Origin of the sequence: Halopseudomonas oceani (assembly GCF_963677335.1) — a bacterium.
Taxonomy (GTDB): domain Bacteria; phylum Pseudomonadota; class Gammaproteobacteria; order Pseudomonadales; family Pseudomonadaceae; genus Halopseudomonas; species Halopseudomonas oceani.
In genome coordinates this window covers 3,827,143-3,853,683 of sequence record NZ_OY781932.1, presented here as the reverse complement: position 1 = coordinate 3,853,683, position 26,541 = coordinate 3,827,143, and the positions used below count along the sequence as shown (strand labels likewise).

Sequence of the window (26,541 nt, the reverse complement as noted above, 5' to 3'; positions counted from 1 at the left end):
CGGCCGTATTATTGGTTATTCGTTGTTGTAGGCCTGGATCGCGGTTAACGCAATGGTATAGACGATATCGTCGACCAGCGCGCCGCGTGACAGGTCGTTCACCGGTTTGCGCAGGCCTTGCAGCATAGGGCCGACGCTGACCACGTTGGCACTGCGTTGCACCGCCTTGTAGGTGGTGTTGCCGGTGTTCAGGTCAGGGAACACAAAGACCGTTGCCTGACCGGCCACCGGGCTGTCTGGCGCTTTCTGGCGACCGACGCTGGCGATGGCGGCCGCATCATACTGGAGCGGGCCGTCAAGCAACAGCCCGGGCTCGCGCTCGCGGGCCAGTCGGGTGGCTTCGCGAACCTTTTCCACCTCACTGCCACTGCCGGAGCGGCCGGTCGAGTAGCTGATCATTGCCACCCGCGCCGGGATGCCGAAGGCCTCTGCCGAGCGAGCACTCTGGATAGCGATCTCAGCCAGATCCTCAGCGCTGGGCTCCGGGTTGACTGCGCAGTCGCCGTAGACCAACACCTGCTCGGGCAGCAGCATGAAGAAGACCGACGACACCAGGTTGTAGCCGGGCGCGGTCTTGATCAACTGGAATGCCGGACGAATCGTATTGGCGGTGGTGTGGATGGCGCCGGAAACCAGTCCGTCCACTTCATCCAGTGCCAGCATCATGGTGCCGAGCACGACGTTGTCTTCCAACTGCTGCAGCGCCATCGGCTCGTTCAGGCCCTTGCCTTCGCGCAGTTTGACCATGGGCGCGACGTAACGCTCGCGCGCCTCGTCCGGGTCGATGATCTGCAGGCCTTCCGGCAGGCTGATGTGCTGGGCGCGGGCGACGGCTTCAACCGCCTCGCGCTTGGCGAGCAGGATGCAGTTGGCGATTCCGCGGCGTTGACAGATGGCGGCCGCCTGCACGGTGCGGGGCTCGTCGCCTTCGGGCAAGACGATGGTCTTGGCTGCGTGCTGGGCCTGGCGCACCAGTTCGTAGCGGAAGGCTGGCGGCGACATGCGCTTCTCACGCGGGGTATCACAGCGTTTGGCCAGCCACAGGTGGTCGATGTGGCTGGCAACAAAATCGGTCACCTTGTCGGCGCGCTCGCGGTCATCAATCGGGATCTCGCGGTTCATGCGGTCGAGTTGGGTCGCGGTGGCGAAGGTATCGGTCGGTACGCCCAGAATCGGCAGGCCCTGATCCAGCGCCGGTTGGCACAGCTGGATGACGCGCGGGTTGGGTTCAAAGCCACCGGTCAGCAGCAGGCCTGCCAGTGGCGTGCCAGACAGCGCCGCCAGTGAGCTGGCGATGATGATGTCGTCGCGGTCGCCGGGGGTGACGATCAGGGCGCCGGGGCGCAGCAGATGAATGATGTTGGGTACGGTGCGGGAGCATAGCGCCATCTCCATCACTCGGCGTTGCTGCATCTCGCCGGCGTGGAAAGTAGTGGCCTTGAGCAGGTCGGCGATGTCGGCAGTGCGTGGCGCGTTCAGTTCATCCTGCCAGGGCACACAGCCAATCAGGCGGAAGTCGTCGGTATCCAGTCGGCTGGAAGCATCGCGCAGGCTTTGGGCGAAGTCCTTCAGCGTGCTCTTCAGTGTAGGTCGATCTGGGATGTCCGCAGTCGTCTCTGGCGCCAGCGCCTTGACCTTGTTGATGATCACGCCAAGCACTTTCGGGTGTTTTGGGCCACCGAAGGTCTGGGCATTGATCTCGATACGGTCGGCCAGTGCGGTGAAGTCGTCGCCGTCGGGGGCCGTGACCAGAATGACGTCGGCGTCGAGGCTCTTAGCCAGTTGCTGATTGATCTGCGTGGCGTAGCTGCTTTGTCGGGTCGGCACCATGCCCTCGATCACGACCACATCGGCACCTTCGGCGGCCTGCTGATATCGACTGACTATTTCCTCCAGCACTTCATCGAACTCGCCCATGGCCAACTGGTGCTCGACCTGCGTCAACGAGATGGCGGGCGGCGGCGCGAGGCCGAGGGTGCGACTGATTAGCTCGGTCGAGCGCTCGGGGCCTTCGTCGCCCGGATGCGGCTGGGCAATAGGCTTGAGAAAGTGCACCTTCAGGCCGGTGCGCTCAAGCGCGCGAATCAGGCCCAGGCTGGTTGAGGTCAGGCCGACGCCGAAGCCGGTCGGGGCGACAAAAAAGGTATGCAGGCTCATGCCGTTTGGCTCCTTGGCTGTGTTTCCAGCAGGGCGAGGCTCTCGTCGGCGATCTGGCGCTCCTCATCGGTGGGGATCACCATTACTGCTGCAGAGCCTGCCGCCTCGATGCGGCCAGCTTCGCCGCGCGGCAGACTGCTGTTGCGATCCGGGTCGATCTGCAGGCCGAGAACAGCTAGGTGTTTGAGGGTCAGGGCGCGGGTCAGCGCGGAGTTCTCGCCAATGCCGCCGGTAAAGATCAGCCCGTCGATCCGCGGCAGAGCGACCGACAGGCCGGCCAGCGACCGTGCGAGGCGGTAGCAAAACACTTCGATCGCCAGCTGGGCGCCGCTGTGACCGTCGGCGCGCGCCTGCTCCAGTTCGCGCATGTCGTTCGACAGCCCGGACAGGCCCAGCAGTCCGCTCTCGCGGTTGAGCAACCGCTCAATGCGGCTCAGGTCCCAGCCGAGGGTACGGGCCAAGTGCGCGTGCAGATTGGGGTCAACGTCGCCGCTGCGGGTCCCCATGACCAGACCTTCAAGGGGGGTCAGGCCCATGCTCGTGTCCATGCTGCGTCCATCCAGCACAGCACAGCTGGAGCAGCCATTGCCGAGGTGAGCGGTCAGCCAGGCACCGTTGCCTTTGCCGAGACCGGTCAACAGACCGGCCTGATCACTGACATATTTGTGGCTGGTGCCGTGGAAGCCGTAACGGCGCACGCCATGCACGGCATACAGCTCATCGGGCAAGGCATAGCGGAAGGCATGCGGCGGCATGCTCTGATGAAACGCGGTATCAAATACGGCAACCTGCGGGGTCTGCGGCCGCAGTTGCATGGCGGCACGGATACCGGTCAGGTTGGCCGGGTTATGCAGCGGTGCCAGTGGGGCATTGGCTTCAATACCGGCGATAATCTCGTCATTCAGCAGCTGCGCAGAGGTGAAGCGCTCGCCGCCATGGACCACGCGGTGACCGATCGCGCTCAGGGGGTGGTCCAGGTGGCGCTCGAGCATTGGCAGTAGCGCGTTAAGGGCATCCAGGTGGGTTGCGTTTGGCAGCTCACCGCACTGACCGTCAGAGGTGGAATAGCAGGCCTGGGAGGTGTTCAGCCGCTCGGCGATGGCGTCGAACAGCGCGCCTGATGTGTTTTCACGGCGCAGTGCCAGTTTGATGGAGGAGCTGCCTCCATTGATGACCAGGACCAGTCGGTTTGTCATGGGATTGTGCGAGTTCCTTTCAGCCGGATGTCCTCTATGGACCGCCGGATATCGATTGCGTTCTGCTATCTTCCGGTGACCCACTGGTCGGGTCAAGCCGTGCGTTTCGTGGCTATAACGCGTACACTTGAGCCTCTTATACCCTCAATCACAGGAAAGAGATTATGCAGATTGCCGCCAACAAGGCCGTGTCCATCGACTACACCCTGACCAATGACGATGGCGAAGTGCTGGATTCGTCCGTCGGTGGCGCGCCGCTGGTCTACCTGCACGGTGCCGGCAATATCATTCCGGGTCTGGAAAAGGCGCTGGAAGGTAAAGCCGCTGGCGACGATGTCAAAGTGACTGTCGATCCGGAAGAAGCCTATGGCGAGTTCAACGCCGAGCTGATCGCCGTGCTGGGCCGCAACATGTTCGAAGGTGTCGATGAGCTGGAAGTGGGCATGCAGTTCCACGCCTCCGGCCCGGATGGCAGCATGCAGATTGTGACCATCAAGGCGCTGGAAGGTGATGAAGTCACCGTCGACGGCAACCACCCGCTGGCTGGCGAGCGCCTGACCTTCGACGTGAAGGTTGTTGCGGTACGTGACGCCAACGAAGAAGAAATCGCCCATGGTCATGTCCATGGCGAAGGCGGTCACGACCACTAAGTGGTTGGCAGCGCTGGAAGAACCGGGCCTTGGCCCGGTTTTTTTATGGCCTTTGCACTATTCGGCGGTGCGCGTCAGGGTAGCCGCAGTCGGTTCGGTTAGCTGAGATTGCCACCGGCCAGCCCCGGCGCTTGAGCGAGACCCACATCAGGTTGATAGCGAATACAGCCTGGCCGTATCCAGGCTCCCTTGAAAGGCAGAGAAGGCGAAACGTCGCGGCGCGGATCTGTTCGCGTCTGATCGGCCATTATCAGCATTATCTATAGTGGTGATTTTTGTCTATCAGGCAAAGTTGACCGGTCGTATAGTGCTCGCCATGAACACTATTCAAGACAAGCGCGCCCGTATTCTCGCCTCTGGCACCAGTGTGATGTTGCGTAAAGGCTATAACGGTACCGGCGTGCAGGAAATCACCCAGGGCGCTGGTGTACCCAAGGGGTCTTTCTATCACTACTTTGAGAGTAAGGAAGACTTTGCAATCCAGGCGCTGCACTACTACTACACCCCGCGCATTGAGCGCTTCGCCGATGCATTGAGCACGCCTCAGCTGTCGCCGCGCGAGCGGGTTTTGCGTTGCTACCGAGATCTGGTGGGGTATTTCGCCAATCAGGAGCAGCCAAGCCATCAGTGTTTCATTGGCAGCCTCTGTCATGAGATGGCGGAGGAAAGCCAGCCTATCGGCTACGCTGCCAGTGCCATTTTGCAGCGCTCGAACCAGGTTCTGGCCGACTGCCTGGCTGAAGCGCAGGCGGCGAGTGAGATTGCGTCTGATCAGAATCCGGCAGAACTGGCCGGATTTATCAGTGCCGCCTGGGAAGGTGCTCTGTTGCGCATGAAGGCGGATCGTCAGATCGGTCCCTTGCGCGTGTTCATTCAGCAGCTGGAGCGTTTGCTGCAGCCTTGAAAACCATTCAATAACGACAAGACGACTGGTCAGCTTGCAGGTTGGCAGTCGTTCTGGTCAGTCCCCGTTCAGGAGATTATGTATGTCCACAGCCGTAACCCCGCTGTTCAAGCCCTTCACGCTGGGCAACCTGGCACTGTCCAACCGCATCGTGATGGCGCCGATGACCCGTAACTTCTCGCCCAAGGGCGTGCCGAATCAGGCAGTGGTCGATTACTACCGTCGCCGTGCCGAATCCGGTGTGGGCCTGATCATTACCGAAGGCACCGTGGTTGATCACGTGGCGGCCAACGGCTATCCGAACGTGCCCCACTTCTATGGTGAAGACGCGTTGGCGGGTTGGAAGCAGGTTGTTGATGCAGTGCACGCCGCCGGTGGCAAGATTGCACCGCAGCTGTGGCACGTCGGCAACGTCCGTCGCCTCGGCACCGAGCCGAACGGTGATGTGCCCGGCTACGGCCCGATGGAAAAGCAGAAAGATGGCAAGGTGCTGGTCAAGGGTATGACTCAGCAGGATATCGATGACGTGGTTGCGGCCTTTGCGAAGGCAGCCAAGGATGCCAAGGACGTTGGCTTTGACGCCATTGAACTGCACGGTGCCCACGGTTATCTGATTGATCAGTTCTTCTGGGAAGGCACCAACCAGCGCGAAGATCAGTACGGCGGCAGCATGGAGAACCGTGGTCGCTTCGCTGTTGAGATCATCAAGGCCGTGCGTGCCGCTGTTGGTGCCGACTACCCGATCATCTTCCGCTTCTCCCAGTGGAAGCAGCAGGACTACACCGCACGTCTGGCGCCGACCCCTGAATTGCTGGAGCAGTTCCTGACACCGCTGTCTGACGCTGGCGTGGACATCTTCCATTGTTCACAGCGGCGCTTCTGGGAGCCGGAGTTCGAAAGCTCCGAGCTGAATCTGGCTGGCTGGACCCGCAAGATTACTGGCAAGCCCTGCATTACCGTTGGCAGCGTGGGCCTGGACGGCGAGTTCCTGCAATTCATGGTCAACACCGACAAGGTTGCTCAGACCGCCAACATCGACGGCCTGCTGGAGCGTCTGGATGCGGATGAGTTTGACCTGGTTGCTGTTGGCCGTGCGCTGCTGGTAGACCCGCAGTGGGCTGACAAGGTGCGCGAAGGTCGCTTTGAAGACATTGCCCCGTTCAGCCGCGACGCGCTCAAGACGCTGGTCTGAGTCGCTTAGGGTCAGGTGTCGCACTCGAAGCGGCACCTGATCCCGGGCGCCCGGCTACTTGCTCGGAACCGCTTGTACCAGCGCAGGCTGCCGTCCGGCGGCCTGCACCAGGTAACGCTCGAAACGCGCTACCACACTACTCCAGTCCAGCTGGCAGGCCCGATGACGGGCATGCAGACGAATGCTGCGGCGACCTTCCTGATCCGCCGTCAACCAGCGCAGGTTCTCGATAAACACCCGGTCGTGCGCGGGCGGCGCAAGGCTGCCGCTGTATCGGTCCTGAATATGCTGATGCGCCGCGGCAGTATCGAAGGCACATACCGCCAACCCCGATGCCATTGCCTCGGTGACGACATTGCCGAAGGTCTCGGTCAGGCTGGGGAAGACAAAAATATCGGCGCTGGCATAGGCGCGCGCCAGTGGGGCGCCAGTAAGTGGCCCGGTGAAAATGGCGTCGGGTAGCCGCTTGCGCAGGTCATCCTGGGCTGGGCCGTCACCGACAATGACCAGATGCAGCTGTGGTGAACCGCTGCTGGCCTTGAGCTGTTCCCAGGCCGCTACCAGCAGGTCCGGGTTCTTCTCAGGTGACAGTCGGCCAACGTGCAGCAGCACCAGATCATCCTTGCCCGCTCCCCATTCAGCGCGTAGCTCGCAGTCGCGGTGGGTTGGGTGAAAGCGCTCACAGTCCACCCCGCGACCGAGCAGGCCGAGGTTGTGCAAGCCAAGTCGGCTTAGCTCTCGCTGCTGGGTGGTGCTGGCTACCAGCGTTGTCAGCGTCTGATTGTGAAACCAGCGCAGGTAGCGCATGGCGGGCTCGTGCAACAGGCCGAGATGAAAGTGGTCGCTGTACTGCTGAAAGTTGGTGTGGAAGCCGCTGATAACGGGAATGCCCATGCGCCGGGCGGTGCGCAGAGCAGACCAGCCGAGCGGGCCCTCCGTCGCCAGATAGACCGCGTCCGGGCGCTCCTTGCGCCACAGACGAGCCAGCGCCCGGCCTGCGGGGAGCCCCCACTGCAGATTGCTATAACCTGGAATCGGCAGGCCGCGAACCCGGCGTTCGAGCAGGTTGTCCTGGTGGCTGCTGCCGGGTTGCTCGTCCCCCATCGCCGGGCGGATCAGTTGCAACTGGTGCTGGCGTGCCAGCAGGCCTCGGCACAGTTGGCCCAGGGTGTTGGCGACGCCGTTGATCTGTGGCGGGTAGGTTTCGGTGACCAGCGCGAAGCGGCGGCCAGGGGAAGGAAGAGTGATCATGTTCCGAGTATGGGGCTCGGGCATGATCGGCGTGTTACATCGTTGTGACGCTTTTGTTAACTGCGCTGCTGGCGTTCGCGCACCCACAGCAGGGTTGAGCCGGCAACCGCCGCCGGCATCACCAGCAGATTCAGCAGCGGTATCAGCATGCCGACGTAGACCGGCAGGCCGAAGCCTAGCGACAGGCTGCGGCGGCTCTGCATCCAGCGCAGCATGTCGCGGAAGCCAACCTTGTCATTGTCGGCCTGGTAGTCGACATACTGGACGGCCATCATCCAGACGCCAAAGGCGAGCAGCAGCGGCGATGCAACCAGGTTGACCACCGGGATCAGTGACAGTAGCAGCAATGCGGCCATGCGCGGCAGGTAATAGGCGAGTTTGCGCAGCTCGCGGCCGACACTGTGCGGAACGACAGCGATGATGTCCTTCCAGCCGGTCGATGGACTGACTTCACCGCGCTCCTGCTCAGCGACTTTCTCTGCCAGAAAGCCGTAGAACGGGGAGGCGATGATATTGGCCAGTACGCTGAAGCCGAAAAACAGGATCAGCAGCACCACCAGAGCGAACATCGGCCACAGCAACCACTCGACGAAGGCAGCCCAGTCGGGCAGCTGCGGCATGAGTCTTGCCATCAACAGGCTGAACTGCTGGATACCCCAGCCAATCAGCGCGGCGAACAGTAGCAGGTTGGCGATCAGCGGAATGACCACAAAGCGCCGCAGTCCTGGCCGCTTGATTGCCTGCCAGCCCTCCTTGAGGTAGTCGGGGCCGCGCAGTACATCCGTTACTTGCTTCATTGTTGCTGGTCCTGATGGAAGAGTTTCTTGCAGAAATGTGCAGTGCTTCGGCGGGTACTATAGAGGTAAACTATTTGGCTGATACAGTCTTTGCAATTTCCACTTGTTTCAGGTCGCTATAAGCTGCGGCCTGTATTGCTCTGGAGGGTTGGATGAGCGTTCTGGTCAATCGTTCCGCGCCGGATTTCGTTGCCCCGGCGGTATTGGCTGATGGCAGCATTGTTGATCACTTTGATTTCTCAACGCTGCGCGGCAAATACGTAGTGGTGTTTTTCTGGCCGCTGGATTTCACCTTCGTCTGCCCCTCGGAGATCATTGCCCATAATAATCGCATGGACAAGTTCCGGGCGCTGGGCGTCGAGGTTGTCGGCGTTTCGGTGGATTCGCAGTATACCCACTACGCTTGGCGCAACACGCCGGTTGAGAAGGGCGGGATTGGTCCCGTCGAGTTCACCATGGTGGCAGACGTCAAACACGAGATTACCCGGGCCTACGGCGTCGAGCACGATGAGGGTGTCGCACTGCGCGCCTCCTTCCTGATTGATCGCGATGGCGTTGTCCAGCATCAGGTGGTGAACAACCTGGCGCTAGGCCGCGAAGTTGATGAAATGATTCGTTTGATCGAAGCGCTGCAGTTCACCGAAGAGCACGGTGAAGTCTGCCCGGCGGGTTGGCGCAAGGGCCAGAAAGGCATGCAGGAAAGCGCCGAAGGTGTTGCCCGTTACCTGGCCGAGCACGCCGCCGAGCTTTGATCCGCTGACTGGTTTTGGGGCAGTCGCCGTTTTTCAGGGTTCCCCTTACCCTCGGCTGCCCGTTTTATTCTTGCCGCCAGCTTGCTGGCGAAACTGGAGGTTTACATGTCTGAAGTGCGTCACATTCGCCTGATCATCCTGGGCTCCGGCCCTGCGGGCTACAGCGCTGCCGTTTACGCTGCGCGCGCCAACCTCAACCCGGTGCTGATTACCGGTATGCAGATGGGCGGGCAACTGACCACCACGACAGAAGTGGACAACTGGCCGGGCGACGTTGCCGGGGTTCAGGGGCCGGAGCTGATGGAGCGTATGCGTCAGCATGCCGAGCGCTTTGAAACTGAGGTCGTGTTCGACCACATCAACAAGGTCGATCTAAGCCAGCGTCCGTTCACCCTCTGGGGCGACAGCGGAGAGTACAAGTGTGACGCGCTGATCATTGCCACTGGTGCCTCTGCCCGCTACATTGGTCTGCCTTCGGAAGAGGCCTTCATGGGCAAGGGTGTCTCCGCCTGTGCAACTTGTGACGGTTTCTTTTATCGTAATCAGGAAGTCGCCGTCATCGGTGGTGGCAATACCGCCGTTGAAGAAGCGCTGTATCTGGCTAACATCGCCAGCAAGGTGACCCTGGTACATCGCCGCGATACCTTCCGCGCCGAGAAAATCCTGATCGACAAGCTGATGGCCCGCGTTGCCGAGGGCAAGATCGAACTGAAGCTCAATGCCACGCTGGATGAAGTGTTGGGTGACGACAGCGGTGTGACCGGCATGCGCATCGCGCTGAACGCGGGCGGCACTGAAGATATCGCTCTGGCTGGTGTGTTTGTTGCTATCGGCCATACCCCGAACACCGGGCTGTTCGAAGGGCAGCTGGACATGAAAGATGGCTATCTGAAGATCAAGAGCGGCACCGAGGGTAATGCCACTCAAACCAACATTCCGGGCGTCTTTGCGGCGGGTGATGTGGCTGACCACATTTATCGTCAGGCCATCACCTCAGCCGGCGCTGGCTGTATGGCGGCGCTGGACGCAGAGCGCTTCCTCGACGAAATGTAACGACTCCGGCACTATGGAAACCCCGCTTCGGCGGGGTTTTTTATTGAGTGTCAGGTATCCGGCAGGGAGGCACGTTTGACAGATTGGCTGATGGTAATCGGGTTGACCTTGCTGGCTGGTATGGCAATGCCGGCAGGGGCGTTGCTGGCGGGGTTGGAGCGGGTGCGGCCCAACTGGCTGGATCGGGAGCTGCGTCACGGCATTATTGCCTTTGGTGGTGGCGCGCTGCTATCGGCAGTAGCGCTGGTGCTGGTGCCGGAGGGCATCGCGAAGGTGAATACCCTGGTCTCGGCCAGCTGTTTTGTCGCCGGCGGGCTCGCCTTTATGTGGTTGGATATCACCCTTTATCGCAACAAGACGCCAGCCAGCCAGATGGCAGCGATGCTCTCCGACTTTGTGCCTGAGTCCATTGCCTTGGGCGCGGCCTTTGCCGCTGGCGGTAATGGTGGGGTGCTGCTGGCCTGCCTGATGGCGCTGCAGAATCTGCCCGAAGGCTTCAATGCCAGCCGGGAGCTGCAGGCCAGTACTGACTACCGTACCCTGCGCATTGCCAAGGGCTTCGCTCTGGTGGCGTTGCTGGGGCCGTTATGTGGCCTGCTCGGTTTTGGCTGGCTGTCGGCTTATCCTGAAGCCGTGGCAGTGGTGATGCTGTTTGCCGCTGGAGGGATATGCTATTCGGTGTTTCAGGATATCGCCCCGCAGGCGAAGCTGGAACGCCGTTGGGGGCCGCCGATGGGCGCGGTGCTTGGGTTTGTATTGGGCATGATCGGGCACCAACTGACGATGGGTTAAGACCGACTACCAGTACCAGCCAAGGCCAATGCTCAGTTCCTCGCCGCGATTACGTGCGTAGCTTAAGCGCACATCCTGGGTTGCTGACAGTCGATTCCTCAGCTCCAGCCGTCCGGTGGTGTAATCTCCACTGCCGTTCACGAGGTATCGCTGTTCCAGTCGCAGCAGCGCTGAAAAGCTGGCGCGGTGGTAGGTGAATCTGCCAGCCAACCTGGCGAACGCGGGGCCTTCCCCTTGCACGCTTTCCTGCAGTGCGCCCCCTGCGTAAAAGGTGGCGGCGGTGTTATTGCCAAGCGGGAGGTTCAGGCCACGGTCGGCTTGCAGCCGTGTCGTCAGGCAGCTATTGCAGTCCAGTCGATTCTGTTCCCAGCCGAATTTCAGGTTCCACGCGACCCCCTTGTCTCCGGGTAAACCGGTGAGTCCGGGGCTGATGCTCTCAATGCTGATGGCGTCCAATTGTTGCAGCCGCACCTGTCCATTGCTTGCTGTGAGCTGCAAGTCGAACATGCTCAGTCCGCCACCGCGCACGTGGCCCGCTTCGTTATCCAGTGGGTCGTAGTAAGCGGGGCGAACGCGGATGCCTGCTTGGGCGTCCTGCTGGGTGCTGTGCTGCAGGCTCAACTGGAACCAGCCCGGTGGACGGCCTAGGTGGGGTGGGGTGTGGTCGGAGGGTTTGAACTCTGCGTTCCCGGGCGGCAATTGGTAGCGCATCGCCAGAGCCCGGCGATGCGCCGCGTTCGCCGGGTCTTCGGCGCCAGCTTCCGCATCACGAATGTACTGATAGTAGTCAAGGAGTGTGTCGAGGACGCGATGCTGGACATCAATCGGTTGGCCGGTAAACCGCGGGTCCTCAAGTGACACAGTCTCGACGGCGATGCGCTCGAACAGCTGCTGCTCGCTCGGGCTGAGCTGCTGATAGCGATCATACAAACGAGACTGCCGGGACGGCAGGTATCTGACGTCGGTGAGTACCGGCTGGCCATCGATTTCAGCCGTTGACAATGATTGCACCAGACTTTGCGGGATTGTCCAGGGACGCCACTGCTGCAGCAGCGGCGTGTCGCTGGATATGTCGACCAGCTCCGCCATCCTGAATGCGCAGTTTCGTCTGAAGAAGTAGTAGGTATAACGTTTTCCAAGCACTTCCCAGGCGTGCTTAACCACCATTTGGGTGGCATCCTCGGACAACGTCAGTTGGTACTCCCAGAGATCGCGAAGTTCGTTTTCGCCATAATTGTGGTTGTGGAAGTAGAAGTTGATGTGGCTGAAGCCACCATCGTAGCCGCCAAAGATGCCTTTGAATATGTAACTGACGGGATCGTCCCCGTCGCCGACGATGGCGCCGTAGTTGACGCTTTCATCCATCAGATCGCTGTGGGCTTCACTGTCTTTGAAGTTGAACTTGAGTAGCGTGTGGCCGTAGTAGGAGGCCGGGTTGGCCAGGTAACCGGTGGCGTAGATGATGCTTACCGACTCGACGGTATTATCGCGCGTCCATTGTTCCAGCGCCGGGCACTGTACCCCGGACGGTACGGTCAAGGCCGACCCAAGGCGCTGTTGTAGCCACCGAGTACGGGCCGGAAATCGACAGCTGGCATGTGTGTCAGGGCCCTTCGGCTGCATCTGCAGGGCGGTAACGGTGGCAGTCAGTTCGGCCAGTGGCGAGTCGTGGCCACTGGGCGACAGAAAAAACTCAGGGCTTTTTATTGCGCTGCGTGCGCTTGCTCCCGGCAGGTTGCCCGTTTCATAGTGAAGCAGCTTCAACCATTGGGGGTCGTTGGCCAGGCTCTGTAGCGAGGCGTTCCGGTCTTCGGTGCCGGCAAGAAGTTGCACACACCATCCAAGGCTCATGGCGATGAGCACTAGCCGCACTGATATCACGCGGACCTCGTTGAGGAAGCAGATTTCGGGGAGGGGGAAACAGGGTGCTGCCGTTCCTTTGGGGTTACGGCAGCAGGTGACTGGTGTTAGGCCGAGCAGCTCATGCTGACCGCGGAGTCCATTGCTTCGTAGAAGCCGGCGGCCTTCTCGGTGTGGCTGAGGGACTCGAAGCCCTCGGTGGCGACCTGGCCTGCCATGTTTGCACGGGTGCGTTGGATGGCGGCGGCCTGACGGCTGGAGTCGCACTCCATGATGCCCATCAGGGCTGTCAGGTGCTCACCTGAGCCCTTGGCGGTTTCTTCTGCCAGGGTTTCATAGGTGTCATTGATGAACAGCGCAGCTTTCATGTTCTTGCCTGAACAGGTTTCCGGGCTCATCGTTGCTGAGGTTACTGCTGTGGTACCAATATCCCAGATCACGTTGGAGGTGACGGCGGCCCAATGGGTTTCGGGGAATAGTGCAGCGCCAATGCCGCAGTCGACGAAGGGATTAGGGCCAGAACCCGGGGCTTTGTTTTGGGCCATGGACGGAGTGGTGGCGCCGCAGAGAGCCAGCAGGGCGATTGCAGCCAGAGCTTTTCTTTTCATTATCAAATCATCCTGATTTCAATTTTTATAGCGCGTGCGTATAAGCAGGCTGAATGAATATATTGAAATCACCTTGGCGGCGTAAAGCACTTTGATATCAGATCGCTAATATTTTGCTTTTGTCTAATAGGAGGGGAGGGGTCAGCCTGGCAGTGGGCTGAAGAAAAAGATGGTGCCCCGAGGGAGAATCGAACTCCCACTCTGTCACCAGAAACGGATTTTGAATCCGCCGCGTCTACCAATTCCGCCATCGGGGCAATGCAAGTGCGTACGAGCGTACGCTGGCTGGCGCGGAGTATACGGAGCACAGGTGGCCGAGGTCAATCCTGCAGACGGTTGTTGTGGATCGCGGCAGCGGCGGATTTCGGCTACTATAGCGGCCTTTCCCCTGCAACTCCGGACTTCCTTCCTGCATGCGTCTCAGTGATTTTCATTTTGAGCTGCCTGACGAGCTGATTGCGCGCCATCCGCTGGCGGAGCGTCGTGGCAGTCGTCTGCTTTGTCTTGATGGGCCGACCGGCCAACTGGCTCATCGCCAGTTCGTCGATCTGCTCGAGTACTTGCGCCCCGGCGATCTGATGGTATTCAACAATACCCGGGTTATTCCGGCGCGCCTGTTTGGCCGCAAGCAAACCGGCGGGGTGCTGGAGGTGCTGGTTGAGCGGGTGCTGGACGAGTATCGCGTGCTGGCACATATCCGCGCCAGCAAGTCGCCCAAGGCCGGCAGCCGGATTTTGATTGATGGCGGTGCCGAAGCCGAAATGGTCGCTCGCCATGATGCACTGTTTGAATTGCGCTTTGCCGAGCCTGTTTTGCCACTGTTGCAGCGGGTCGGCCATATGCCGCTGCCGCCTTATATTGACCGGCCGGACGATGAGGCCGACCGCGAGCGCTATCAGACCGTTTATGCCAAGCGCGAGGGGGCCGTTGCCGCACCGACCGCAGGGTTGCATTTTGATCGCGCGCTGCTGGATGCCATCGCTAAACTGGGTGTCGACACGGCGGAAGTTACCCTGCACGTTGGTGCCGGCACCTTCCAGCCAGTGCGGGTCGAGAAGATCGAAGAGCATGTCATGCATCAGGAGTGGCTGGAGGTCACGCCTGAGGTGGTGGCTGCCGTAGAGGCGTGCAAGGCGCGTGGTGAGCGGGTGATTGCGGTGGGTACTACCAGCGTGCGCTCGCTCGAATCGGCCGCTCGTGATGGTGTGCTCAAGCCGTTCAGCGGTGATACCGATATCTTTCTCTACCCGGGCAAGCCTTTCCACGTAGTCGACGCGTTGATCACCAACTTCCACCTGCCCGAATCAACCCTGCTGATGCTGGTGTCGGCCTTTGCCGGCTACCCGGAAACCATGGCGGCCTATCACGCCGCCGTGGCCGAAAAGTACCGTTTTTTCAGTTACGGTGATGCCATGTTCATCACCCGCAATCCGGCCCCAACCGGCCCTGAGGTATCGTCATGAGTCATATGTCCTTTGAACTGCTTGCCACCGACGGCAAGGCGCGTCGCGGGCGCCTGACTTTCCCGCGTGGGGTGGTCGAGACGCCTGCCTTTATGCCGGTCGGAACCTACGGCACGGTGAAGGGCATGTTGCCGCGTGATATCGAAGCCATCGGTGCCCAGATTATTCTCGGGAACACCTTCCACCTGTGGCTGCGTCCCGGTACCGAGGTCATTAGCAAGCACGGTGATCTGCACGACTTCATGCAATGGCAGGGGCCAATCCTGACCGACTCTGGCGGCTTCCAGGTTTTCAGTTTGGGGGCCATGCGCAAGATCAAGGAGGAGGGGGTCTACTTCTCTTCACCGGTCGATGGCGCCAAGGTGTTCATGGGGCCGGAAGAGTCCATGCAGGTGCAGCGCGCGCTGGGGTCGGATATCGTCATGATCTTTGACGAGTGCACGCCCTATCCGGCGGATCTGGATACCGCTCGCCGCTCGATGGAATTGTCGCTGCGTTGGGCCAAGCGCTCAAAACAGGCGCATGGCGACAACCCGGCGGCGCTGTTCGGGATTATTCAGGGCGGCATGCACGAGGAGCTGCGCCTGCGCTCACTGGAAGGGCTCAGTGAAATCGGCTTCGATGGTCTGGCCATCGGCGGCTTGTCGGTCGGTGAGCCGAAAGAGGAGATGATCCGTGTGCTGGATTTTCTGCCGGGTCACATGCCGCCGGAAAAACCCCGTTACCTGATGGGTGTAGGCAAGCCGGAAGATCTGGTGGAAGGTGTTCGCCGCGGCGTGGACATGTTCGATTGTGTGATGCCCAGCCGCAATGCGCGCAACGGCCATCTGTTTACCGAGACGGGCGTTATCAAGATCCGCAACGCGGTGCATCGTCACGACGAGTCACCGCTGGATCCGGCCTGTGACTGTTACACCTGTCAGCACTTTTCCCGCGCCTACCTGCATCATCTGGACAAGTGCGGCGAAATGCTTGGCAGTATGCTCAATACCATCCATAACCTGCGGCATTATCAGCGGCTTATGGCAGGTTTGCGCGGTGCCATCCAACAGGGTACATTGACCGCCTTTGTGGAAAACTTCTACGCCAAACTGGACCGGCCAGTACCGCCGCTAGAGGCCAGCTGACCGGTTTATTGATCGCTCTCGCTGGCTGTACAAGCAGAGGGCATGAAGTACTGATCGGCATGCCCCTTCAGTCTTGAACGATGGCCGAAGCGCCCCCATAACCGATTTTTCGCAGTTCAATAACAGGAGCGTCACATGAGCTTTTTCATTCCCGCCGCCATGGCACAGTCTGCAGGCGGAGCCGCACCGGCGGGTACCGGTTTTGAGTGGATCTTTCTGGTCGGGTTCGTGGTCATCTTCTATCTGATGATCTGGCGTCCGCAGGCCAAACGTGCCAAAGAGCACAAGAATCTGCTGGCGGGTCTGTCTACCGGTGATGAAGTGGTTACCGGCGGCGGCATTCTGGGCAAGGTCAAGAAAGTAACTGACGAGTTCGTTGTTCTGGAAGTTGGCGATAGCCAGGAGCTGAAATTCCAGAAAGGCTCTATCGTCGCAGTGCTGCCCAAGGGCACACTGAAAGCCATCTAAACTCCTCGCAGACCCCGTTCCGGGCGCCCATCAGGCGCCCGGACTGCTATCAGGCCCTGATATGCTCAATCGTTACCCCCTCTGGAAATACCTGCTGATCGTGACCGTGCTTGCACTGGGCCTGATCTATGCAATGCCTAACCTATACCCGGACGATCCTGCTATTCAGATCTCCGGCGCCAGTTCCACCCTGGTTATCGAACAGTCTGACCTTGATCGCATTGAACAGGCGCTGGCTGCGGCCAATCTGCCGACCAAGGGCACTGAGTTGGGCGCCAATGGTCGCTCTGGTCTGGTGCGTCTGGTTAATCGCAGCGATCAACTGAAGGCGCAGGATGTCGTCCGTGATGCGCTAGGTACGCGCTACGTTGTCGCGCAGAACCTGGCGCAGACCACACCGGACTGGCTGTCGGCTATTGGTGCTGGCCCCATGACGTTGGGTCTGGATCTGTCGGGCGGCGTGCACTTTCTGCTGCAGGTCGACATGGACAAGGCGATCGAGTCGCGCGTCAATGTCTACCAGAGTGAGCTTCGTGGCCTGATGCGCAGTGAGGGGATTCGTTATCGCAGTTTGCCGACGCAGGGCAATATGCTGCAGTTCGGCTTTGCTGACGAGGAGCAGCGCAGCGAAGCCCGTCGCCTGATCGTCGGCAAGTATAACCAGTTTGTGACTACCAACGCTGAGCTCAAGGATCAGGCCGTACTGCAACTGACACTGTCTGATGCCGAGATTGCGGCGATCCGTGACTATGCGGTACAGCAGAACCTGACCACGGTGCGTAACCGGGTCAATGAGCTGGGTGTTGCCGAGCCGCTGGTCCAGCGTCAGGGTGCCAATCGCATTGTGGTTGAGCTGCCGGGTGTGCAGGATACCGCAGAGGCCAAGCGGGTTTTGGGCAAGACTGCCAACCTTGAGTTCCGTCTGGCGGCAGAGCCGGACGCCCCGCGTGCGACCACAGAGACGTTCGCCTTCCGCAGTGCCGAAGGGCGCACCGCCGACGTCGAGCGCAGCATCATCATTACCGGTGACCAAGTCACCGACGCCCGTTCCAACTATGACGAGAACGGCCGCCCGCAGGTCAATATCAATCTCGACAGCCATGGCGGCGAGCTGATGAACCGTGCGACCCGCAGCAACATCGGTCGCGGTATGGCAGTGCTCTTTATCGAGCAGCGGCAGGTCAACCGCAAGGTTATGCAGGAAGTCGACGGTGTGATGCAGGAAGTCGAGATTCCGGCCTTTGTCGAAGAAAAGTCGATCATCAGTCTGGCTACCATCCAGAGTGCACTGGGCAACCAGTTCCGCATCACCGGTCTGGACTCGCCGGCTGAGGCTTCCGAGCTGGCGCTGCTGCTGCGCGCCGGTGGTCTGGCCGCGCCGATGCACTTCGTTGAAGAGCGCACCATCGGTCCGAGCCTGGGGGCAGAAAATATCGCCAAGGGTGTGACCGCGACTCAGGTCGGCTTTGCCCTGGTGCTGGTGTTTATGGTGCTGGTCTACCGTGCCTTTGGTGTCTTTGCCGGTATTGCTCTCAGCTTCAACCTGGTGCTGTTGCTGGCGCTGATGTCATTGCTGGGTGCGACGCTGACCCTGCCCGGCATCGCCGGTATTGTACTGACGCTCGGTATGGCGGTGGACGCCAATGTGCTGATTTTCTCCCGCATCAAGGAGGAGGTCGCCAATGGCATATCGCCCCAGCGCGCGGTGCACGAAGGTTTTGATAAGGCCTTCTCGGCGATCGTTGACGGTAACCTGACAACCTTGCTGGTGGGTGTGATTCTGTTTGCCATGGGTTCAGGCCCAATCAAGGGCTTCGCCGTCACGCTGTCGCTGGGGATTCTGACCTCCATGTTCAGTGCGATCATGGTGACTCGCGCAATGGTCAATTTGGCCGTTGGCGGTCGCGACATCAAAAAGCTGTGGCTGTGAGGAATCACCGATGAATATTCGTAAAACCATTAATTTCCTCCGCCTGCGCAAAATGTTCTTTGTTGTTGCTGTTGCGCTGATGCTGGCGTCGATCGGCAGTCTCGCGGTCAAGCAGTTGAACCTTGGTCTCGATTTCACCGGTGGTGCACTGGTGGAGCTGAACTACAGTGAGGCAGCTGATCTGGAGGCCATTCGCGCCACGCTGCGCGAGAACGGCTGGGGTGATGCGGTGGTGCAGAACTTCGGCGCCTCGACCGACGTGCTGATTCGCTTGCCCAGCGATGATCCGAACCTGGGTAACCAGGTTGCGCAGATGATCAAGACGGCCGATGGCAGCGATGTCTCGGTCAAGCGGGTTGAGTTTATCGGCCCGCAGGTCGGCGAAGAACTGCGCGATCAGGGCGGCCTGGGCATGCTGGTCGCCATTGGCGGCATCCTGCTCTACGTTTCGCTGCGGTTCCAGATGAAGTTTGCGGTGGCGGCGATCCTGGCGCTGGTGCACGACGTTATCTTTACGCTCGGGGTCTTCTCGTTCTTCAAGATTTCCTTCGATCTGACGGTGCTGGCGGCCGTGTTGGCGGTCATTGGCTACTCGTTGAACGACACCATCGTCGTGTTCGACCGGATTCGGGAGAACATGCGGCTGATGCGGCAGACTGAGCTGACCGACATCATCAACATTTCTACCACTCAGACGCTGGGCCGGACCCTCGCTACGTCGTTCTCGACCATTCTGGTGCTGCTGGCGCTGTTCTGGTTTGGGGGGGAGAACATTCACGGCTTTGCCACGGCGCTGCTGATCGGCGTCGGCGTGGGCACCTACTCTTCGATCTATATCGCGGGTGGTCTGCTGGTGACCATGAAGCTCACTCGGGATGACCTGATCCCGCCGCAGGTGGAAGAAGCGGTCGACGATCGGCCCTAGGCGTCGGCTTCGCCGGCGCAGCGGCAAGCCTCAAGAGGTAAGCTTCAAGCCGCAAGCTACAAGCTGCAAGAAAACCCGCGTCGGAACTGAATCCGGCGCGGGTTTTTTGGTTTTGGTTTTGGCTTGAAGCTTATGGCTTGTAGCTTGAAACGTAAAAAAAGAGGCCCACACCGGTCAGGATGTGGGCCTCTTTGGTTTGCCCTGCACGGCCAGCTTGCCGCTTGAGGCTTACAGCCTTGTCGCTTGCTGCTTACATCTTCATTGCGGGTGTCAAATGCGGCTGAATGGCAGTCAGTACGGCCTTGAAGCATTTCGGGTTGCCCGCGACGATATGGCCCTTGTCGAGGAAGTGGTGGCCGCCGCTGAAGTCGCTGACCAGGCCGCCGGCTTCCTGAATCAGTAGGGCGCCTGCCGCCATGTCCCATTCGGCCAGGCCGAACTCCCAGAAGGCATCGAAGCGGCCCGCGGCAACATAAGCCAGATCCAGGCTGGCTGCGCCGGCGCGGCGGATGCCTGCGGTCTGGCCGACCAGGCTGCGGAACATGCCCAGATAGTTGTCCAGTGAGTCGATCTGATTTGCCCGGAATGGGAAGCCGGTACCGAGCAGGGCGCCATCCAGCGACTTGCGGGTGCTGACGCGCAGGCGGCGGCCGTTCAGGGCTGCGCCACGGCCGCGGCTGGCGGTGAATTCTTCCTGGCGAATCGGGTCGAGGACGACGGCGTGCTCGATGCGTCCCTTGACGCGGCAGGCGATGCTGACTGCAAAGTGCGGCACACCACGAACGAAGTTGGTGGTGCCGTCCAGCGGGTCAATGATCCAGACGGTGTCGGCACCGTCGCCGTGGCCCGGCTGGAAGCCGCTTTCTTCGGCCTGGATGCTGTGATCGGGATAGGCCTTGCGCAGTTGGCTGATGATCGCCTGCTCGGCGGCGCGGTCGACTTCCGAAACATAATCGCGCGCGTCCTTTTCGTCCACGGCGAGCACATCGAGGCGTTCCATGGAACGGTAAATGAGCTCTCCTGCGCTGCGCGCGGCACGCAGGGCGATGTTCAGCATAGGCTGCATATGGGGTATGTCTCTGTCGGAAGATGAAAAGCCGGACATTGTAGCAGAGTTAAAAATGAACAGAAATGCATCATGGCTATCGCGTCTTAGCTTTTGTAAGATGCAGGGTCCCATTTTTGGCTTGAAGGTGTCGCTGTGTTGAAGAACGTGCGTGTGGTGTTGGTCAACACCAGTCATCCTGGCAACATCGGCGGCGCGGCGCGGGCCATGAAAAACATGGGGCTGACCCAGTTGGTGTTGGTCGACCCCGAGCGCTTCCCCGACCCGGATGCCGTCTCGCGCGCATCCGGTGCCGATGATGTGCTGACCGGCGCTCGAATTGTCGCGACCCTGGAAGAGGCTATCGCTGACTGCTCGCTGGTGCTCGGCACCAGCGCCCGGGATCGCCGTATTCCCTGGCCGGTGCTGGATCCGCGCGAGTCCGCTGACAAGGTGCTGGATCAACTGGCACAGCTGCCGGACGCGCAGGTCGCGCTGGTGTTCGGGCGCGAGGACTCGGGTCTGACCACCGACGAGCTGCAGCGCTGCCAGTATCACGTACACATCCCTTCTATGCCGGACTTCAGCTCGCTGAACCTGGCTGCTGCGGTGCAGGTGCTGGCCTATGAGCTGCGAATGCAAAGTCTGCAGCGCGAAGGTGCGCCGACCAAGATGCACAAGGTCGAAACCACGGCAGTGTTTAACGAGATTCCGGCGACGGCGGGGGAGCTGGAGCAGTTTTATCAGCATCTGGAGCAGGTGCTGGTTGAAATTGGCTTCCATGACCCTCAGAAACCACGGCAGTTGATGCCGCGTTTGCGTCGCCTTTACGGGCGGGTGCACCTCAACCGGATGGAAATGAACATCCTGCGCGGGATCCTGACCGAAACCCAGAAGGCCGTCGGCGTCAAAGCAGCCGGCGAGCGGAGAACCTAACCATGTTTGATCGCATGAAAGAAGATATCGCCAGTGTATTCCACCGTGATCCTGCCGCGCGCAACACGCGGGAAGTGCTGACCTGTTATCCCGGCTTGCATGCGGTCTGGTTGCATCGCGCTTCGCATGCGTTGTGGGTTCGGCGGGCTTTTCTGCTGGCCCGCATGTTGTCGCATTTTGCGCGCTGGCTGACGGGGATCGAGATTCACCCTGGTGCGAAGATTGGGCGTCGGTTCTTTATTGATCACGGTTTCGGTGTGGTGATTGGTGAAACCACCGAGATTGGCAACGACGTGACGCTGTATCAGGGCGTGACGCTGGGTGGTACCAGTTGGGATCAGGGTAAGCGCCATCCGACGCTGGAAGACGGCGTTGTGGTCGGTGCCGGCGCCAAGGTGCTGGGGCCGTTTACTGTGGGCGCCGGAGCAAAAATCGGCTCCAATGCTGTGGTGACCAAGGCAGTGCCTGCCGGCGCCACCGCGGTCGGTATTCCGGGGCGAATCATTCCGAAGGATCCGGAGCCGTCGGCTGAAAGCGAGCAGCAGGCTAACCGTCAGGCCATGGCGGAAAAACTCGGCTTTGATGCCTATGGTGTCAGCCGCGATATGCCGGACCCGGTGGCGCGTGCAATTGGGCAGATGCTGGACCACATGCACGCCGTGGATAGTCGTCTTGAGGGTATGTGCAAGGCGTTGAGCGAGTTGGGTAGTGACTATTGCGCCAAAGAGCTGCCCGCGCTCGGTGGTGAGGATTTTGAATTGCTCAAGGATGATGAAACTGACGCGGTGGCTACTGATGCTGCAGCTGAAAAGCCTTGATGGAGTTGTTGATGAATCAGCCGATTTACCTGGATTACGCCGCTACCACGCCGGTTGATCCGCAGGTCGCCGAAAAGATGGTTGCCTGTTTGACCATGGACGGCAACTTCGCCAACCCTGCTTCGCGCTCTCATGTTTACGGCTGGAAGGCGGAGGAGGCGGTTGAGCATGGCCGGCGTCAGGTGGCGGACCTGGTCGGTGCCGACCCGCGTGAGATTGTCTGGACTTCCGGCGCCACAGAATCGAACAACCTGGCGATCAAGGGAATGGCGCACGCCCTGCAAGATAAGGGGCGGCATCTGGTCACCTGCAAGATCGAGCACAAGGCGGTTATTGACTGCTTCAAGCAGCTCGAGCAAGAAGGGTTCGAGGTGACCTGGCTGGAGCCAGGTCCGGGCGGATTCATCGCGCCCGAGCAGTTGCAGGCGGCTTTGCGTGAAGACACCGTGCTGGTGTCGCTGATGCACGTCAATAACGAAATTGGCACGGTCAATGATATTCAGGCCCTGGGTGAGATTGCACATGCGGGCGGGGCGGTATTCCACGTTGACGCGGCCCAGTCGACAGGCAAGCTGGCAATTGACCTGAGGGTACTGCCGGTCGATCTGATGTCATTCAGCGCACACAAGACCTACGGCCCCAAGGGTGTTGGTGCACTGTTTGTGCGACGTACCCTGATGCCGAAGCCGCAGGCGCAGATGCATGGTGGTGGGCACGAGCGCGGCCTGCGTTCCGGCACCCTGGCGACTCACCAGATCGTTGGTATGGGTGAAGCCTTTGAGTTGGCTGGCAAGCTGATGAAAGGTGAGAATGCGCGGGTTTCCGCGTTGCGTGACGCGCTACTCAACGGCCTGGCCGGTCTGGACGGCGTCAGTCTCAATGGCAGTGCCGATCAGCGGGTACCGCACAACCTCAATCTGGCGTTCGCCGGTGTTGACGGCGAGCTGCTGTTGCTCGCGCTCAAGGATCTGGCGTTGTCGACGGGCTCCGCCTGCACCTCTGCCGCGGTCGAGCCCTCTTATGTGCTGCGCGGGATTGGCTTGAGCGACGAACTGGCACACAGCTCCATCCGTCTGTCGCTTGGCCGTTTTACCTCTGAACAGGATGTCCAGCGGGCGGCTGAGATCATCTGTCAGGTGGTAACCCGCCTGCGTGCTAGCTGACGGTATACCGTCAGCTACGCTGCTGTTATCTATTTGTCTTTAACCTGCGTATAATCCGCAGGTTAACCATCTTTTGTAATTTTATTCTGTAACTACCTCTCTGGAGAGTTTTATGGCCGTTGAACGTACCCTGTCCATCATCAAGCCCGATGCCGTTGCCAAAAATGTCATTGGTCAGATCCTGACCCGCTTCGAGCAGGCTGGTCTGCGCGTTGTTGCAGCCAAGATGGTTCAGCTGTCCCAGGCCGATGCCGAAGGTTTCTACGCCGAGCACAAAGAGCGTCCTTTCTTCAAGGATCTGGTTGGCTTCATGACCTCCGGCCCGGTTGTTGTTCAGGTTCTGGAAGGTGAAGGTGCGGTTCTGAAAAACCGTGAGCTGATGGGCGCTACCAACCCGAAAGAAGCCGATGCCGGTACTATCCGCGCAGACTTCGCCGAGTCCATCGATGCCAACGCTGTTCACGGCTCCGACTCCACCACTTCCGCTGCACGCGAAGTGGCTTACTTCTTCGCCGAAACCGAACTCTGCCCGCGCTAAGGCCGGGTCGGGTTTGCTCAACCTAGTGATGTGATCGCCATGACCGATACCACCAGCAAGACCAATCTGCTGGGTCTGACACAGCAGAAACTGGAAGCTTTCTTCGAAGGATTGGGAGAGAAGCGTTTTCGTGCCGGCCAGGTCATGAAATGGATGCATCACTATGGCGTGGACAACTTCGATGACATGACCAATATCGGCAAGGCCCTGCGCGAGAAGCTCAAGGCCACCGCCGAGATTCGTGGTCCCGAAGTAGTCAGCGAGGATATTTCCCGTGACGGCACACGCAAGTGGGTCGTCCGGGTTGCCTCGGGCAGTTGCGTTGAGACGGTGTACATTCCGCAGAACGGGCGCGGCACCCTGTGTGTCTCCTCTCAGGCGGGTTGTGCGCTGGACTGCAGCTTCTGTTCGACCGGCAAGCAGGGCTTCAACAGCGACCTGACCGTGGCCGAAATCATTGGCCAGGTGTGGATCGCCAGCAAGTCCTTTGGTTCTGTTCCTGCGACCGCCGATCGTGCCGTCACCAACGTGGTGATGATGGGCATGGGTGAGCCGCTGCTTAATTACGACAACGTTGTGGATGCCATGACGTTGATGATGGACGACCTGGGCTACGGCATTTCCAAACGCAAGGTGACCCTGTCCACCTCTGGCGTCGTGCCGATGATCAACAAGCTGGCGGAGCAGATGGATGTTGCCCTGGCACTATCGCTGCACGCGCCGAACAACGCGCTGCGCAATCAGTTGGTACCGCTGAACAAGAAGTACCCGCTGGAGGTGCTGTTGCCGGCCTGCAAGAACTACATCGCCGGCCTCGGCGAGAAACGCTCGCTGACGGTCGAGTACACCTTGCTCAAGGGCGTGAACGACCAGCCCGAGCATGCTGCCGAGATGATCGAGCTGCTGCGCGATATCCCGTGCAAAATCAACCTGATTCCGTTCAACCCGTTCCCGCACTCCGGTTACGAGCGGCCAAGCAATAACGCGATTCGCCGTTTTCAGGACATGTTGCATCAGGCAGGCTATAACGTCACGGTGCGAACGACACGCGGTGAAGATATTGACGCCGCCTGCGGGCAACTGGTCGGGCAGGTGATGGATCGCACCCGCCGCAGTGAACGCTATATCGCCGTACGCCAGCTCGCCGCTGACGCAACGGAAGCCGCTCCAGTATCAACGCGGCACAACGCAGGTTAACCACTCAGGCCGGAAAGGATGTTGACATGAGCAAGCCAAGCGCCGCGATTTTGATTCTTTGTCTGCTGCTGGCGGGCTGTGTCAGTACTGGCCAGACCGGCCGTAAAGTCGACCCCGAGGCCGCGCGCGACGCCTATGTTCAGTTGGCTATCGGCTACCTGCAAAAAGGTGAGACAGAGCGGGCCAAGCATCCGCTGAGTGAAGCACTGAAGCTGGATCCGCGCTCGGCGTCGGCGCATATGGTGCTGGCCCTGGTATTCCAGCAGGAAGGCGAGTTCTCCGCCGCCGAGCAGCACTTCCGCTCGGCGCTGTCCAGTGACCCGAACAACGCCAGGCTCCTTAACAACTACGGCGCTTTCCTGCTTGATCGTGAGCGTTATCAGGAGGCGCTGGAGTATTTCAACAAGGCTGCGGCCGATACGCTTTATAGCGAACGTTCCCGGGTGTTTGAAAACATGGGGATCGCGTATTTGCGGATGGGCAACACGGACGCCGCCCGGGAAAACCTGGAGCGGTCGCTGCGCCTGAATAACCGTCAGCCACGCGCCCTGCTTGAGCTGGCTCAGCTTGAGTTCAACAGTGGCGACTTCGTTCCAGCCTGGAATCACTTCCGCCGTTTTGATCAACTGTCAGAGCAGAATGCAACCAGTCTGTGGCTTGGTGTGCGGCTGGCACGCCGATTCGAAGATCACAGCAAGGCTGCCAGCTACGCGCTGCAGCTCAAACGTCTTTATCCCAACAGTCCTGAAGCCAAAGCGCTTATGGAGTCCGAAAAGTCATGAGTTCCGAGCGTCATGATGCTGCTGCAGACATGGCAGAACCCCGTGCCCTGCGTAATCCTGGTGAGTCCCTGCGTGAGGCGCGTGAAGCCCGCCAGCTGAGCACGGCTGAGGTGGGGTTGGAACTGAAGATATCGCGTCAAGCGGTAGAGCACATTGAGTCGGGCCAGTTTGACCGGCTGCCCGGTGACACCTTTACGCGCGGCTATATCCGGAGCTATGCGCGGCTGATGGGGCTCGACGCTAACCGGCTGGCGCTTGAGTTTGATCGCTATCGTGGTATCGAGGCGCGGGAGCGTCCGGTCAGTTCAATTGCGCGGGTGAATTTGCCGAGCGGGTCCGGCCGCTCCGTCATGCGCTGGTCCACGTTGCTGATGGTGGTAGCGTTGGTTGCTTCAGCGCTCTGGTGGTACGAGTCCAGCCGCCCGGAGTCTGAGCCGTTGACGCCGATGGAGGGCCTGGAGTCCGAACTGCTGCTTGATGACGTCGAGGTGGATGCCATGACGCTGCCAGAGGCCATTGCCGACCAGACTGACGGCATTCCGGCAGACCTGATGCCGCCGCAAGAGCAGGCGGACGCGGGCCCCGACGCAGACGCGGGTGAAGCCGACGTCGCAGCCGCCGACGCTGAGGCGCCGGCCGCAGCGCAGGCCGCTTCTGTTGTTGCTGAGCCCACTACTTCTGTCGGTGGCGGCCTGCAGTTGAGCGTTGCTGCGGACTGCTGGGTGCAGGTCAGTGCTGCTGGCGGTGGGGTGCTGCATAGCGGGCTACTGCGTGCAGGTCAGTCACTGGATATTCCCCATGAAGGCGCTTTGAGCCTGGTGATTGGCGACCGCAGCGCGGTGACGTCCATCCGATTTAAAGGCAATCCCGTAACACTGCCGCCGCAGAGCCAGTCAGGTGTCGTCCGACTGCGCCTGGGCGAGTAAGAGGTCAGACA

Annotated in this window: 25 protein-coding genes and 1 tRNA gene; 18 read left to right on the top strand and 8 right to left on the bottom strand. The window is 60.2% G+C overall.

Annotated features, from left to right (window positions below; translation table 11 throughout):
- Window positions 1–15: 15 nt before the first annotated feature.
- The gene (gene pta / locus ACKPCU_RS17830; protein ID WP_321351888.1) at window positions 16–2,151 is read right to left on the bottom strand and encodes a phosphate acetyltransferase; all 2,136 of its coding nucleotides are present in this window, start codon (window positions 2,149–2,151) and stop codon (window positions 16–18) included.
- 2 nt (window positions 2,152–2,153) lie between these two features.
- Window positions 2,154–3,353, bottom strand: coding sequence for an acetate/propionate family kinase (locus tag ACKPCU_RS17825; RefSeq protein WP_104738888.1), 1,200 nt, complete (start codon window positions 3,351–3,353; stop codon window positions 2,154–2,156).
- Window positions 3,354–3,517: 164 nt separating this feature from the next.
- Here ACKPCU_RS17825 and ACKPCU_RS17820 point away from each other — a divergent pair, with 164 nt between their 5' ends.
- The 3 genes from ACKPCU_RS17820 (at window position 3,518) to ACKPCU_RS17810 (ending at window position 6,099) form a co-directional block, all read left to right on the top strand.
- Window positions 3,518–4,003 (top strand): FKBP-type peptidyl-prolyl cis-trans isomerase, encoded by a 486-nt coding sequence (locus tag ACKPCU_RS17820; protein ID WP_321348758.1) that lies wholly within the window; start codon window positions 3,518–3,520, stop codon window positions 4,001–4,003.
- A 316-nt stretch (window positions 4,004–4,319) separates the two neighbouring features.
- The gene (locus tag ACKPCU_RS17815) at window positions 4,320–4,907 is read left to right on the top strand and encodes a TetR/AcrR family transcriptional regulator (protein ID WP_104738946.1); all 588 of its coding nucleotides are present in this window, start codon (window positions 4,320–4,322) and stop codon (window positions 4,905–4,907) included.
- Between the two features lie 82 nt (window positions 4,908–4,989).
- Window positions 4,990–6,099, top strand: a complete 1,110-nt coding sequence (locus ACKPCU_RS17810; RefSeq protein ID WP_321348756.1) for an NADH:flavin oxidoreductase — start codon at window positions 4,990–4,992, stop codon at window positions 6,097–6,099.
- A 54-nt stretch (window positions 6,100–6,153) separates the two neighbouring features.
- Here ACKPCU_RS17810 and ACKPCU_RS17805 read toward each other — a convergent pair whose 3' ends face one another.
- Window positions 6,154–7,350 carry a glycosyltransferase family 4 protein gene (locus ACKPCU_RS17805; RefSeq protein ID WP_321348754.1) on the bottom strand — a complete coding sequence of 399 codons (1,197 nt, stop codon included), beginning with the start codon at window positions 7,348–7,350 and terminating at the stop codon, window positions 6,154–6,156.
- Between the two features lie 56 nt (window positions 7,351–7,406).
- Window positions 7,407–8,147, bottom strand: a complete 741-nt coding sequence (gene cysZ, locus ACKPCU_RS17800; protein WP_321348753.1) for a sulfate transporter CysZ — start codon at window positions 8,145–8,147, stop codon at window positions 7,407–7,409.
- Between the two features lie 152 nt (window positions 8,148–8,299).
- Between cysZ and ACKPCU_RS17795 the strand changes: the two genes are divergently transcribed.
- The 3 genes from ACKPCU_RS17795 (at window position 8,300) to ACKPCU_RS17785 (ending at window position 10,744) form a co-directional block, all read left to right on the top strand.
- A complete protein-coding gene (locus tag ACKPCU_RS17795) occupies window positions 8,300–8,899 on the top strand; it encodes a peroxiredoxin (protein ID WP_321348751.1) in 600 nt (199 codons plus the stop codon).
- Between the two features lie 105 nt (window positions 8,900–9,004).
- The gene (trxB, locus tag ACKPCU_RS17790; RefSeq protein WP_104738882.1) at window positions 9,005–9,952 is read left to right on the top strand and encodes a thioredoxin-disulfide reductase; all 948 of its coding nucleotides are present in this window, start codon (window positions 9,005–9,007) and stop codon (window positions 9,950–9,952) included.
- A gap of 75 nt (window positions 9,953–10,027) precedes the next feature.
- Window positions 10,028–10,744 (top strand): ZIP family metal transporter, encoded by a 717-nt coding sequence (locus ACKPCU_RS17785; protein ID WP_211287146.1) that lies wholly within the window; start codon window positions 10,028–10,030, stop codon window positions 10,742–10,744.
- Between the two features lie 6 nt (window positions 10,745–10,750).
- Here ACKPCU_RS17785 and ACKPCU_RS17780 read toward each other — a convergent pair whose 3' ends face one another.
- The 3 genes from ACKPCU_RS17780 to ACKPCU_RS17770 form a co-directional block, all read right to left on the bottom strand.
- On the bottom strand, window positions 10,751–12,577 hold the full coding sequence (locus ACKPCU_RS17780; RefSeq protein ID WP_321348746.1) for an Lnb N-terminal periplasmic domain-containing protein: 1,827 nt from the start codon (window positions 12,575–12,577) through the stop codon (window positions 10,751–10,753).
- A gap of 134 nt (window positions 12,578–12,711) precedes the next feature.
- On the bottom strand, window positions 12,712–13,212 hold the full coding sequence (locus ACKPCU_RS17775) for a DUF3015 family protein (RefSeq protein ID WP_104738880.1): 501 nt from the start codon (window positions 13,210–13,212) through the stop codon (window positions 12,712–12,714).
- 170 nt (window positions 13,213–13,382) lie between these two features.
- Window positions 13,383–13,469 (bottom strand) — tRNA-Leu (locus ACKPCU_RS17770).
- A gap of 156 nt (window positions 13,470–13,625) precedes the next feature.
- On the opposite strand from ACKPCU_RS17770, the gene queA reads away from it, so the two are divergent.
- The 5 genes from queA to secF all read left to right on the top strand — a co-directional run bounded on the left by queA (window position 13,626) and on the right by secF (window position 19,125).
- Complete coding sequence (queA, locus tag ACKPCU_RS17765; RefSeq protein ID WP_321348744.1) at window positions 13,626–14,675, top strand: tRNA preQ1(34) S-adenosylmethionine ribosyltransferase-isomerase QueA; 1,050 nt, start codon at window positions 13,626–13,628, stop codon at window positions 14,673–14,675.
- A gap of 5 nt (window positions 14,676–14,680) precedes the next feature.
- On the top strand, window positions 14,681–15,802 hold the full coding sequence (gene tgt, locus ACKPCU_RS17760; protein ID WP_321351887.1) for a tRNA guanosine(34) transglycosylase Tgt: 1,122 nt from the start codon (window positions 14,681–14,683) through the stop codon (window positions 15,800–15,802).
- 135 nt (window positions 15,803–15,937) lie between these two features.
- Window positions 15,938–16,270, top strand: coding sequence for a preprotein translocase subunit YajC (yajC, locus tag ACKPCU_RS17755; RefSeq protein ID WP_104738877.1), 333 nt, complete (start codon window positions 15,938–15,940; stop codon window positions 16,268–16,270).
- A gap of 61 nt (window positions 16,271–16,331) precedes the next feature.
- On the top strand, window positions 16,332–18,200 hold the full coding sequence (gene secD / locus ACKPCU_RS17750; RefSeq protein ID WP_104738876.1) for a protein translocase subunit SecD: 1,869 nt from the start codon (window positions 16,332–16,334) through the stop codon (window positions 18,198–18,200).
- Window positions 18,201–18,210: 10 nt separating this feature from the next.
- The gene (secF, locus tag ACKPCU_RS17745) at window positions 18,211–19,125 is read left to right on the top strand and encodes a protein translocase subunit SecF (protein ID WP_170063069.1); all 915 of its coding nucleotides are present in this window, start codon (window positions 18,211–18,213) and stop codon (window positions 19,123–19,125) included.
- Between the two features lie 250 nt (window positions 19,126–19,375).
- Here the strand turns inward: secF and suhB are convergent, their stop codons facing one another.
- Window positions 19,376–20,191 (bottom strand): type III secretion system regulator SuhB, encoded by an 816-nt coding sequence (suhB, locus tag ACKPCU_RS17740; RefSeq protein ID WP_104738875.1) that lies wholly within the window; start codon window positions 20,189–20,191, stop codon window positions 19,376–19,378.
- Between the two features lie 135 nt (window positions 20,192–20,326).
- Here suhB and trmJ point away from each other — a divergent pair, with 135 nt between their 5' ends.
- The 7 genes from trmJ (at window position 20,327) to ACKPCU_RS17705 (ending at window position 26,530) form a co-directional block, all read left to right on the top strand.
- Entirely contained in the window at window positions 20,327–21,106 is a 780-nt protein-coding gene (gene trmJ / locus ACKPCU_RS17735; RefSeq protein ID WP_104738874.1) for a tRNA (cytosine(32)/uridine(32)-2'-O)-methyltransferase TrmJ, read from the top strand.
- Between the two features lie 2 nt (window positions 21,107–21,108).
- Window positions 21,109–21,924, top strand: a complete 816-nt coding sequence (gene cysE / locus ACKPCU_RS17730) for a serine O-acetyltransferase (protein ID WP_321348738.1) — start codon at window positions 21,109–21,111, stop codon at window positions 21,922–21,924.
- A gap of 11 nt (window positions 21,925–21,935) precedes the next feature.
- The gene (locus ACKPCU_RS17725) at window positions 21,936–23,087 is read left to right on the top strand and encodes an IscS subfamily cysteine desulfurase (protein ID WP_104738872.1); all 1,152 of its coding nucleotides are present in this window, start codon (window positions 21,936–21,938) and stop codon (window positions 23,085–23,087) included.
- Between the two features lie 112 nt (window positions 23,088–23,199).
- Window positions 23,200–23,625: a nucleoside-diphosphate kinase gene (gene ndk, locus ACKPCU_RS17720; RefSeq protein WP_104738871.1), complete on the top strand. Its 426-nt coding sequence runs from the start codon at window positions 23,200–23,202 to the stop codon at window positions 23,623–23,625.
- Between the two features lie 39 nt (window positions 23,626–23,664).
- Complete coding sequence (rlmN, locus tag ACKPCU_RS17715) at window positions 23,665–24,822, top strand: dual-specificity RNA methyltransferase RlmN (RefSeq protein WP_104738870.1); 1,158 nt, start codon at window positions 23,665–23,667, stop codon at window positions 24,820–24,822.
- A gap of 26 nt (window positions 24,823–24,848) precedes the next feature.
- Entirely contained in the window at window positions 24,849–25,604 is a 756-nt protein-coding gene (pilW, locus tag ACKPCU_RS17710) for a type IV pilus biogenesis/stability protein PilW (protein WP_104738869.1), read from the top strand.
- Complete coding sequence (locus tag ACKPCU_RS17705; RefSeq protein ID WP_321348733.1) at window positions 25,601–26,530, top strand: RodZ domain-containing protein; 930 nt, start codon at window positions 25,601–25,603, stop codon at window positions 26,528–26,530. Before pilW ends, ACKPCU_RS17705 begins: the two co-directional genes overlap by 4 nt.
- Window positions 26,531–26,541: the final 11 nt, after the last annotated feature.

Excerpts from the sequence above, each read along its gene's own strand:
- ACKPCU_RS17825 (WP_104738888.1), bottom strand. The coding sequence starts at position 3,353 with ATGACAAACCGACTGGTCCTGGTCATCAATGGAGGCAGCTCCTCCATC.
- ACKPCU_RS17820 (WP_321348758.1), top strand. The coding sequence starts at position 3,518 with ATGCAGATTGCCGCCAACAAGGCCGTGTCCATCGACTACACCCTGACC.
- ACKPCU_RS17815 (WP_104738946.1), top strand. The coding sequence starts at position 4,320 with ATGAACACTATTCAAGACAAGCGCGCCCGTATTCTCGCCTCTGGCACC.
- ACKPCU_RS17810 (WP_321348756.1), top strand. The coding sequence starts at position 4,990 with ATGTCCACAGCCGTAACCCCGCTGTTCAAGCCCTTCACGCTGGGCAAC.
- ACKPCU_RS17805 (WP_321348754.1), bottom strand. The coding sequence starts at position 7,350 with ATGATCACTCTTCCTTCCCCTGGCCGCCGCTTCGCGCTGGTCACCGAA.
- cysZ (WP_321348753.1), bottom strand. The coding sequence starts at position 8,147 with ATGAAGCAAGTAACGGATGTACTGCGCGGCCCCGACTACCTCAAGGAG.
- ACKPCU_RS17795 (WP_321348751.1), top strand. The coding sequence starts at position 8,300 with ATGAGCGTTCTGGTCAATCGTTCCGCGCCGGATTTCGTTGCCCCGGCG.
- trxB (WP_104738882.1), top strand. The coding sequence starts at position 9,005 with ATGTCTGAAGTGCGTCACATTCGCCTGATCATCCTGGGCTCCGGCCCT.
- ACKPCU_RS17775 (WP_104738880.1), bottom strand. The coding sequence starts at position 13,212 with ATGAAAAGAAAAGCTCTGGCTGCAATCGCCCTGCTGGCTCTCTGCGGC.
- queA (WP_321348744.1), top strand. The coding sequence starts at position 13,626 with ATGCGTCTCAGTGATTTTCATTTTGAGCTGCCTGACGAGCTGATTGCG.
- tgt (WP_321351887.1), top strand. The coding sequence starts at position 14,681 with ATGTCCTTTGAACTGCTTGCCACCGACGGCAAGGCGCGTCGCGGGCGC.
- yajC (WP_104738877.1), top strand. The coding sequence starts at position 15,938 with ATGAGCTTTTTCATTCCCGCCGCCATGGCACAGTCTGCAGGCGGAGCC.
- secD (WP_104738876.1), top strand. The coding sequence starts at position 16,332 with ATGCTCAATCGTTACCCCCTCTGGAAATACCTGCTGATCGTGACCGTG.
- secF (WP_170063069.1), top strand. The coding sequence starts at position 18,211 with ATGAATATTCGTAAAACCATTAATTTCCTCCGCCTGCGCAAAATGTTC.
- suhB (WP_104738875.1), bottom strand. The coding sequence starts at position 20,191 with ATGCAGCCTATGCTGAACATCGCCCTGCGTGCCGCGCGCAGCGCAGGA.
- cysE (WP_321348738.1), top strand. The coding sequence starts at position 21,109 with ATGTTTGATCGCATGAAAGAAGATATCGCCAGTGTATTCCACCGTGAT.
- ACKPCU_RS17725 (WP_104738872.1), top strand. The coding sequence starts at position 21,936 with ATGAATCAGCCGATTTACCTGGATTACGCCGCTACCACGCCGGTTGAT.
- ndk (WP_104738871.1), top strand. The coding sequence starts at position 23,200 with ATGGCCGTTGAACGTACCCTGTCCATCATCAAGCCCGATGCCGTTGCC.
- rlmN (WP_104738870.1), top strand. The coding sequence starts at position 23,665 with ATGACCGATACCACCAGCAAGACCAATCTGCTGGGTCTGACACAGCAG.
- pilW (WP_104738869.1), top strand. The coding sequence starts at position 24,849 with ATGAGCAAGCCAAGCGCCGCGATTTTGATTCTTTGTCTGCTGCTGGCG.
- ACKPCU_RS17705 (WP_321348733.1), top strand. The coding sequence starts at position 25,601 with ATGAGTTCCGAGCGTCATGATGCTGCTGCAGACATGGCAGAACCCCGT.